The organism is [Clostridium] symbiosum ATCC 14940 (assembly GCF_000466485.1).
Lineage (GTDB): Bacteria > Bacillota > Clostridia > Lachnospirales > Lachnospiraceae > Otoolea > Otoolea symbiosa.
On the sequence record NZ_KE993036.1, the window covers coordinates 1 to 8967 of the forward strand.

Annotated in this window: 10 protein-coding genes; 8 read left to right on the forward strand and 2 right to left on the reverse strand. The window is 48.8% G+C overall.

The genetic code is table 11. The annotated features are described in order from the left end of the window. Positions 1 to 182: 182 nt before the first annotated feature. The gene (gene mgtE / locus CLOSYM_RS20660; protein ID WP_024739456.1) at positions 183 to 1514 is read left to right on the forward strand and encodes a magnesium transporter; all 1332 of its coding nucleotides are present in this window, start codon (positions 183 to 185) and stop codon (positions 1512 to 1514) included. Positions 1515 to 1630: 116 nt separating this feature from the next. On the opposite strand, the gene CLOSYM_RS20665 is transcribed toward mgtE, so the two are convergent. Next, positions 1631 to 2311: a maleate cis-trans isomerase family protein gene (locus tag CLOSYM_RS20665; RefSeq protein ID WP_003501619.1), complete on the reverse strand. Its 681-nt coding sequence runs from the start codon at positions 2309 to 2311 to the stop codon at positions 1631 to 1633. A 64-nt stretch (positions 2312 to 2375) separates the two neighbouring features. After that, positions 2376 to 3146 carry a DeoR/GlpR family DNA-binding transcription regulator gene (locus tag CLOSYM_RS20670; RefSeq protein WP_021643671.1) on the reverse strand — a complete coding sequence of 257 codons (771 nt, stop codon included), beginning with the start codon at positions 3144 to 3146 and terminating at the stop codon, positions 2376 to 2378. A 249-nt stretch (positions 3147 to 3395) separates the two neighbouring features. On the opposite strand from CLOSYM_RS20670, the gene CLOSYM_RS20675 reads away from it, so the two are divergent. From CLOSYM_RS20675 to CLOSYM_RS20700, 7 genes are all read left to right on the forward strand, one after another. Continuing rightward, positions 3396 to 4550 carry an iron-containing alcohol dehydrogenase gene (locus CLOSYM_RS20675; RefSeq protein ID WP_044903052.1) on the forward strand — a complete coding sequence of 385 codons (1155 nt, stop codon included), beginning with the start codon at positions 3396 to 3398 and terminating at the stop codon, positions 4548 to 4550. A 60-nt stretch (positions 4551 to 4610) separates the two neighbouring features. Beyond that, on the forward strand, positions 4611 to 4712 hold the full coding sequence (locus CLOSYM_RS24170; RefSeq protein ID WP_334291437.1) for a DUF6783 domain-containing protein: 102 nt from the start codon (positions 4611 to 4613) through the stop codon (positions 4710 to 4712). Positions 4713 to 5065: 353 nt separating this feature from the next. After that, positions 5066 to 5923, forward strand: coding sequence for a ketose-bisphosphate aldolase (locus tag CLOSYM_RS20680; RefSeq protein ID WP_021643674.1), 858 nt, complete (start codon positions 5066 to 5068; stop codon positions 5921 to 5923). Positions 5924 to 5939: 16 nt separating this feature from the next. Continuing rightward, on the forward strand, positions 5940 to 6956 hold the full coding sequence (gene iolC, locus CLOSYM_RS20685) for a 5-dehydro-2-deoxygluconokinase (RefSeq protein ID WP_044903054.1): 1017 nt from the start codon (positions 5940 to 5942) through the stop codon (positions 6954 to 6956). A 43-nt stretch (positions 6957 to 6999) separates the two neighbouring features. Then, on the forward strand, positions 7000 to 8094 hold the full coding sequence (locus CLOSYM_RS20690) for a TRAP transporter substrate-binding protein (RefSeq protein WP_227072705.1): 1095 nt from the start codon (positions 7000 to 7002) through the stop codon (positions 8092 to 8094). Between the two features lie 25 nt (positions 8095 to 8119). Continuing rightward, positions 8120 to 8620 (forward strand): TRAP transporter small permease, encoded by a 501-nt coding sequence (locus tag CLOSYM_RS20695; RefSeq protein WP_003504899.1) that lies wholly within the window; start codon positions 8120 to 8122, stop codon positions 8618 to 8620. Continuing rightward, a partial coding sequence (locus CLOSYM_RS20700; protein ID WP_021643677.1) for a TRAP transporter large permease subunit occupies positions 8614 to 8967 on the forward strand: 354 nt, incomplete at its 3' end. The genes CLOSYM_RS20695 and CLOSYM_RS20700, both read left to right, overlap by 7 nt.

Sequence of the window (8967 nt, forward strand, 5' to 3'; positions counted from 1 at the left end):
GAGCAAACCACCGGCTAAGCCGGTGGTGCTGATTGCAGGAGGCCGTACCGGAGAAGACAGGAAAATATGGAATATGAAAGGCAGGTGAGACGCGATGGATGCCGGGGGCAGTTGTCACTCGTGTAATTACCGGTTACAAAACCGGACAGAAAAACGGAATAAAAGAAAGAGAGGACTGGACAATGAACAGAGATATTTTTATGGAACTGATGGTAAAGAGGGAATACAAGGCAGTCCGCAGTATTCTGGATGTGATGAACACCGTGGACATTGCGTCCCTGCTGGAGGAGCTTGACGACAGGGAGATGGCGACGGCTTTCCGCCTGATTCCTAAAGAGAAAGCGGCGGATGTGTTTTCAAATATGAATAACGCCATGCAGTCACATCTGGTACAAATGTTTACGGATCAGGAATTAAAAGAGCTCCTGGACGATTTATATATGGACGATACGGTAGATTTGCTGGAAGAACTTCCGGCCAATCTGGTAACTCAGATTCTGGAGACCGTAGACGGTGAAAAAAGGGCGCAGATTAATATCCTTTTAAACTATCCGCAGGACAGCGCCGGAAGCATAATGACAACCGAATATGTGGATCTGAGGAAGGACAATACGGTAGCCCAGGCCCTGGCGCATATTAAGAAAACGGGAATTCATAAAGAGACGATTTACACCTGCTATGTGCTTGATAACAGGAAACTGGCGGGAATTGTGTCGGCAAAAGACCTGATGACAATGGATGACGACAGGACGATGGAGGAGCTGATGGAGACGGATATTATCTCTGTTTACACCCATACGGACCAGGAGGAGGTTGCCAGACTGTTTTCCAAATACGATCTTCTCGCCATACCGGTTCTGGATATGGAAGAGCGGATGGTGGGCATCGTGACGGTAGACGACGCCTGGGATGTCGCTGTGGATGAGGCTACGGAGGATATTACGAAGATGGCTGCCATGAATCCAAGTGAGAAGTCCTACTTTGATACCTCGGTGATCCAGCACGCCAAGAACAGGATCGTCTGGCTGCTGGTGCTGATGCTTTCCGCAACGCTGACGGGGACCCTCCTGACGCGGTATGAGGATGCAATTTCCGTTGTGCCGCTTCTTGTGGCGTTTATCCCGATGCTGATGGATACCGGCGGAAATTGCGGCTCCCAGAGCGCAACGCTTGTCATCAGGGGGATCGCGCTGGATGAAATCCATTTCAAGGATCTATTCAGGGTGGTTTATAAGGAATTCAGAATCTCACTGATTGTGGGGGTGATTCTGGCGGCGGCCAACGGGGTGAGGATTTTACTGATGTACCGGAATATGAAGCTGGCGGTGATCGTCAGCATTTCCCTGATTGGCACGGTTGTAATCTCAAAGATTATCGGCTGTATGCTGCCGCTGCTGGCAAAGAAGGTGAACCTGGATCCGGCGATCATGGCCGCTCCGATTATTACCACGCTGGTGGATACATGTTCGATAGCGATTTACTTTACTGTGGCGACGAGACTGTTTGCATTATAAGGAGTGCAGGAGGGGAAACGGGGCTGATAACCGGATATGAAAAGGCGGAACCATCGATTTTGGTTCGCCTTTTTGACTGATGGCAGTGACCTGTGCGCGGAGCATGCAGGTTATCGTCATACCGCGGATAAAATCCAGTTAATAATAGCCTGATTGCTGGTGATAACAGGAAGCTCAAGCATTTTTCCAATGGCATTTCGGATCTCGGCAGCACGGAGATTCGTGCAGGAGAGTAAAAGGAGATCCTGTTTTTTCAGTTCGTGTTCCAGCTGCTTAGCAGCCTCCATGATCTCCTGTGGTTCTACACGGGCAATCCGGGTGTCATCGGAGATTCCCAGGCCGTGGCAGGCTCCGCAGGAGATGCCGAACCTGTCTAAGGTTTCGGTAAAAAATTTATTCACCTCGGATGTGTAGGGAGTCAGAAGGCCTATGCGCCTCGCTTTAAAATACCTTATTTCAGATAGGACAGCGGAGAATGCATTGGTAGCGGGACAATCCAGTCCGTCTTCCAGCTCGCGGCTGATACGGCTCAGGCCTTCCTCACCGTACACGGCCGAGGCTGAAGTGCAGCCAAAGACAGCGCCGTCAAAGTTTGTGATATGTTTCAAGGCGGAGACTGCCCTGGGCAGTTCTTCATCCACCATCCGCTTTTCCGCCTCCTTGCCGACCTCATCCAACTGCATTCTGGCAGTATGGATAATAATATTGGAAGGAAGAGAAATTTGCAGATCCGTTTCCAGAATGGTATCTGTGTTTGGCAGTAACAGAGCAATGCGTTTTAAATCCCGGCTTGACATTCTTATACCTCCTGTATTCTAAGATAAATCTTCCGTAATGTATTTCGCTATGCCATCATGTATCTTATTCCGCAATCTCCAAAATAACTTTATGTGTCTTAAAATGTTCTATATAATCACTTCCCGGCAGTTCGTCGGTAATGATGAGATCGAAATCTTTAAGCTGAGAATAAGTCATCAGGGAGGTCTGGTTAAATTTTGTATGGTCAATCAGCAGAATATGCTCGAGGCTCTGAGCCATCACCACTTTTTTTACCTCATATTCTTCTGAGGTTGCATTCGTCACCCCGCTCTGGAGGGAGGCGGCGGTGCAGGCCATAAAGGCCTTGCTGATATTATAGACGCTGAGACTGTTGATGCAGGGGACGCCTACGAGGGATGCAGTCTTATGGTTTAAAATACCCGGAAGCGCAATTACATTTATGTTGGGGAAGCTGAGAGCCCGGTACATGAACTGGACACTGTTTGTAATAACGGTCAGGCCCTGTATCTGCGCTATATAGTTGATGATACTCAGGGTAGAGGTGCCGGTATCTACAAAAATGGTATCCCCGGGCTGTACGTGAAGAGCCGCCTGCCTGGCAATTTTGCTTTTTAAATCTATATTTGTCGTGGTTCTGTCATTAAAGGGGAGAAGCTCTTTCACGGAAAACGGCTGCTGCAGGGCGGTGACGCCTCCGTAAACCTTCTTTACGGTGCCTTTCTCAGCCAGAATATTCAAATCCCTCAGCAGCGTGTTCTTTGATATGCGGAATACCTCGCAAAGCTTGTCGCTGGTGACAGAGCCATTTTCTATAATATATCGTTCCATATCATTTATTCGTTCAATTCTCATAATTAGCAGCTCCTTATTTTCTTGAATTAATTATAGCAGAATACAAACAAAAAACAAGAAAATTTATATAAATCCACAATAAAGTTTCAAAATTCCATCAAGAACTATTGACATCATACATATTAATGATAATATATAGTTAATATACAAGGGAAATTAAACTAAAATATCAAGAAAGAACCAAAAACAAAAAAGAAAACCAATCAAATCAAGCTGATAACTAAGATGAAGGAAAAGGAGGAGAAGGTAATGGCTATTCAATTTATTATGCCCGGGAAGGTAATAATGGGAGAACGTGCTTTGGATGAGGCGGCAGGGCTTCTTAAGGAATTAGGGACGAAGGCCCTGATTGTGACCGACCGCGTGATGACGGAGCTGGGAAATGTAAAAATCCTGGAGGAGGTTCTGGAACGGGAGGGACTTCAGTATACCGTCTATGACGGCGTCTTTGGCGAACCGACGGATCATATGGTGGAGGCCGGAACAGGGCTTTACAAAACAGCGGGCTGCGACTTTTTAATTGCGTTGGGGGGCGGAAGCGCGCTGGATACGATGAAAGCAATTGCAGCTTTGGCGGTTTTGGGCGGAAAAATCACAGATATGATGGGAAAAGAGATTAAAGCCGATACCGCTCCCATGGTCGCGATCCCTACCACGGCCGGAACCGGTTCGGAAGCTACCCAGTTTACCATCATCACGGATACGGAACATGACGTCAAGATGCTGCTAAAAGGAGCGGATATCATGCCGTCGGTGGCAGTCGTGGATCCACGGTTTACGATGACGGCTCCGCCGAAGATCACGGCAGCCACGGGACTGGACGCCCTGACGCATGCGGCGGAAGCCTATACCTCAAAAAAAGCCGGACTGCTCTCAGACGTGTTTGCGATTTCTGCGGTAAAAAGGATTTTCCGGTATCTGCCGGCTGCCTTCTGCGACGGACAGAATGTGGAAGCCAGAGTTCAGATGGCGGCGGCGGCTCTGGAGGCAGGCGTTGCGTTTAATAATGCATCCGTGACGGTGGTGCATGGAATGAGCAGGCCAATCGGCGCATTGTTCCATGTACCGCATGGTATTTCCAACGCCATGCTGATTAAGGAGTGTTTTACTTTTGTGCTGGACGGTGCGTATGGACGGTTTGGCGACCTGGGGCGTGCGATTGGAGCCGCGGATGAAGATGCGTCGGACGAGGATGCGGCCCGGGCATTTTTACATGCGGTGGAAGAATTATGCCATATATTGGAGATACCGACACTGGAGGAATATGGGATTGACAGGGAGCGCTATTTCGGTTCCATAGACAAGATGGCGGAGGATGCAATGCTCAGCGGAAGTCCGTCCAATACACGCAAACAGCTGGATTCGGAGGACCTGAAGAATATTTACAGAAGTCTTTGGGCCTGAAACACATGCCGGCTTTATACATATTTGGCCCGTATGAGCGCAGCCCGCTAGGCCGCGCTCATACGGGCCAAATCTCCCGCAAAGTGTGGTGTACATCTGACGGAAAGCAATTTTCAAACACGCTCCAGAAGAACAGATTTTCCAGGCAGGTTCCGGATTTAATCAAATTCGGTAAGATGCCTTGGAGAATCTGTTTTTTCATTTTACAGAAAAGTTCTCCTGTTAAATGAAAACAGCTATGCGGAGAATTGCGCTGCGATGTGCGAAAGCGTACCGGACAAGGGCTGTGCATTTTGCACAATAAAATGGTATAAAAATCTGCATAATTAATGAAAATGTAAACTGCTATTGACCGAAAGTATATAATATGCTAACATACAATCATAAAATAACAATAAACAAATCAACAATACATCATAAATGACCAAAAAGTAAAATGATGAGGTGTAAAGCGTATAAGGAGGGAGTATAAAAGCTATAAGGGAGCAGAAGGAGGAAGTGTTGTGATATGCACAATGAAAGAACTGCTGGCAGATGCAGATAAGCACGGGCGGGCAGTCGGAGGTTTTAATGTTGCCAATATGGAGAGCGTGATGGGCGCAATCAGGGCGGCGGAAGAGATGGATACACCGATTATCCTGCAGATTGCAGAGAAGAGGATGGGGTATTCCCCGGTGGAATATATCGCGCCTATGATGGTTGAGGCGGCCAGAACAGCCGGAGTTAGGGTAGCCGTACATCTGGATCATGGAAAGTCACGGGAAATGATAAAAAGGACTCTGGAATATGGCTTCACATCCGTTATGTTTGACGGCTCCGATGAAACGCTGGAGGAAAATATTCGTCTTACCAGACAGATTGCAGAGATGGCAAAGCCTTACGGCGCCACGGTCGAAGCAGAACTGGGGGTAGTAGGCGGAAATGAGGGCAGCGGAGATCACCAGTTTCTGTATACGGATGTGAAGGAAGCAGAGAGATTTGCGAGGGAGGCGGGGATGGATGCCCTGGCGATTGCAATCGGGAATGCCCACGGGCATTATAAAGGGGTTCCCAATCTGAATTTTGACGTACTCCGTAATATCGCAGGCAGGGTTTCTGTTCCGCTGGTGCTGCACGGAGGGACGGGAATCACGGATGAACAGTTCCGGGAGGCGATTTGCTGCGGAATACGCAAAATCAATATCGCCACGGCAAACTTTGACGCCCTTACAAAAGGAGCCGCCGACTACCTGGCTGAAAGCAAAGAACATAATTATTTTGAGCTGAACGAGCAGATGGTGCGTTATGTCTGCGAAAATGTGAAAAAATGCATTAAGGTATTCAATAACCGTGAGGCAGCGCCGCAGCAACGGGTATTTGCGGGATACCGATAGACAGGAGGGAGAAGAAATGAAATACATAACATTTGATGAGGATAAACCGTATGATTTAATCCTTCTGGGGAGGGTTGCGATTGATTTTAACCCTCTGGACTACAACAAGCCGCTGTATGAGAGCGAGACCTTTAAAAAATATGTGGGTGGTTCTCCCGCTAATATTGCGGTTGGAATGGCGAGACTCGGGAAAAAAGTCGGATTTTTTGCAAAGGTATCAGACGACCAGTTCGGCACATTTGTGGAGCGTTATTTTGAGAATGAAGGGATAGATATCTCCCATATTTCAAGATGCCAAAACGGAGAGAAGCTGGGACTGACGTTTACTGAGATACTCAGCCCGACGGAGAGCAGTATTTTAATGTACAGAGGCAGTATTGCCGATCTGCAGCTCAGTGTGGAGGACATCGATGAGGAGTACATAAAGAGTGCAAAAGCGCTTTTGATATCAGGCACGGCGCTGGCAGCCTCTCCTTCCAGGGAAGCGGCGTTAAAGGCAGTGTCCCTTGCAAAGAAAAACCAGGTACCGGTTATTTTTGACATTGATTACAGGGCCTACACCTGGAAGAATCATGATGAAATTGCAATCTATTATTCGGCAGTCGCATCTCAGGCAGACATTATCCTTGGCTCACGTGAGGAGTATGATTTGACGGAAAACCTGATTGCGCCGGGGAGGACCGATGTGGAGACTGCGAAAGCATGGTGCGCAAAGGGGGCAAGGATTGTCGTGATAAAACACGGCAGGGAGGGTTCCACCGCCTATGCCTATGATGGAAACAGCTTTTCTATCAAACCGTTCCCGGTCAAGGCGCTAAAGGGATTTGGCGGAGGAGACGGCTATGCGGCGGCATTTTTATACGGGCTGCTGGAGGGGAAGGAGCTTCTTGACTGCCTGGAGATGGGCAGCGCCGAAGCTGCCATGCTGGTGGCCAGCCACGCCTGCAGCGCTGATATGCCAGGCGCCGAAGCGCTTTACACATTTATCAGACAGTGCAAGGATGAGTACGGCGAGATGGTAGCCAGAGCCTGATAACAGTGAATCAAATTCAGCATGAATATAAAGGAGGATGAAGATGAGAAATACGAAAAAAGTATGGGGATTATTGATGGCGGCGGCTATGGCAGTTTCACTGACTGCATGCGGAGGCGGAACCGGCTCTGCGGGAGGAACGGAAGGCACGAAGAGTGCAGGGCAGGAAGCAGAGACAGATTCCGGTCAGGTATCGGCTGATGCTGCTGTTGTGGATGGAGTGGAGGAGCTTACACTGACCTTGTCCCATCACTGTTCGGAGGACGATTCCAACCACGTATACGCAGAGGCATTTGCGGAAGCGGTTAATAAGCTGTCCGGCGGGAAGATGACGGTGGACATTTATGCCAACGGCCAGCTGTTCGGCCAGGCTGACGCGCTGTCCGCTTTATCCCAGGGAACGCTTGATATCGCCCTTTCCGATACTGCGCTGTTCGCCAATTATGATCCGTCCGGGGCTTTGTTTGATATGCCGTATCTGGTTGATTCCAGAGAACAGGCAATCAAGATGGTGAGAGATGAGGATGTACTTTCATTTATCCGCGGTAAGATGGCAGAAAAAGGCGGTTTCCATGTGTTAAGCATACAGCCGCTGTATTTCAGAAGTTCACTGGTGAAAAATAAGGATATCAACAGCTTCGACGGCTTTAAAGGGCTGATCATGCGTACACCGGAGGCTCCTCATACTATCGCCGCTTTTGAAGCATTTGGCGCCAATCCGACCGTAATTCCGTCCGGTGAAGCTTATACTGCCGTTCAGACCGGCGTGGCCGACGGGCTGGAAGGCCATCCGGAATACGTTTACCTGCAGAAGTTCTATGAGGTAGCCCAGAACTATGTACAGACAAAGCATGTATTTACTTTCACCGCGTATTCAATGAGCCAGAAGGTTTATGACGGCCTGTCGGATGCCCAGAAGCAGGTGATCGATGAGGCTTCCGTACTGGCCCAGGACGCATTTCTGGAATATACGTCCACGCTGTTTGAGGATTCTATGAAGAAGCTGGAGGAAGAGGGCGTGCAGATTACGGAGGTGGATCTGGCTCCGTTTAAAGAATCGACCGCATCATATCTTCAGAATTTTATCACAGACAACAACCTTCAGGAAGTTTTCGATAAGATTCAAAGCTTAAAGTAAACAACGGTAAAGGGGGAGCGCAACGGTGCTGAATAAAATTCTGGATGTGACGCGAAAAATTACGAATATTATTGTAACATTCCTGTTTATGGTGGTAGTGGCTGTCGTATTTGCCCAGGTAGTGGCCCGTTATGTCGCCGGATCTTCGATCCGGTGGGCCGACGAGCTGGCCAGGTTTGCATTTGTCTGGCTGGTCTATCTGGGAGGCTCCATCACGATCCGGGAAGGCAGAAATGTATGCTTTGATTTACTGCTGGAGGCATGTAAGGGAAAAACCTGGAAGGTGATGTTTACGGTTGTCTGTGCGGCATCGGCAGTTTTCCTAATCTGCATGACTTACCTCGGCGTTTTAGTCTGCCAGACCCAGATGGCGGAAAGTTCGCCCATCATGCACTGGCCCATGGCCGCTGTGTGCGCGGCTATACCGATAGGCGGAGTACTGATGTTTTTTGAACAAATCAGTTATTATCTGGTTCATTTGAATGGAACGCAGGATGAAAAAGGCGAGGAGGAGTGTGTATGTTAGTTACGGCATTTATATTGTTTTTTGTATTTTTAATGCTGGGTGTGCCCATCGCATTTTCGCTCGGCCTCGGTTCGGTAGGCGCTATCTTTATGGATGATAAAATCTCTTCGATGCTGGTAGCGCAGAAGCTGTTTTCCTCCATCAACTCCTTCAGCCTGATGGCAATCCCCTTTTTTATGCTTTCCGGCGAGCTGATGGAGGCCGGGGGCATCTCCAAACGCCTGGTTAACATTGCAAAGGCGTTTGTGGGGCATATTACAGGCGGCATTGGAATGGTGGATATCGGAACCAGCGTTCTCTTCGCGGGCGTATCCGGTTCGGCGGCAGCCGATACGGCGGCCGGGGGG

Coding starts and splice junctions, on each gene's coding strand:
- CLOSYM_RS20675 (WP_044903052.1), top strand. CDS start 3,396: ATGGCTATTCAATTTATTATGCCCGGGAAGGTAATAATGGGAGAACGT.
- CLOSYM_RS20665 (WP_003501619.1), bottom strand. CDS start 2,311: ATGTCAAGCCGGGATTTAAAACGCATTGCTCTGTTACTGCCAAACACA.
- iolC (WP_044903054.1), top strand. CDS start 5,940: ATGAAATACATAACATTTGATGAGGATAAACCGTATGATTTAATCCTT.
- CLOSYM_RS20690 (WP_227072705.1), top strand. CDS start 7,000: ATGAGAAATACGAAAAAAGTATGGGGATTATTGATGGCGGCGGCTATG.
- CLOSYM_RS20670 (WP_021643671.1), bottom strand. CDS start 3,146: ATGAGAATTGAACGAATAAATGATATGGAACGATATATTATAGAAAAT.
- mgtE (WP_024739456.1), top strand. CDS start 183: ATGAACAGAGATATTTTTATGGAACTGATGGTAAAGAGGGAATACAAG.
- CLOSYM_RS20680 (WP_021643674.1), top strand. CDS start 5,066: ATGAAAGAACTGCTGGCAGATGCAGATAAGCACGGGCGGGCAGTCGGA.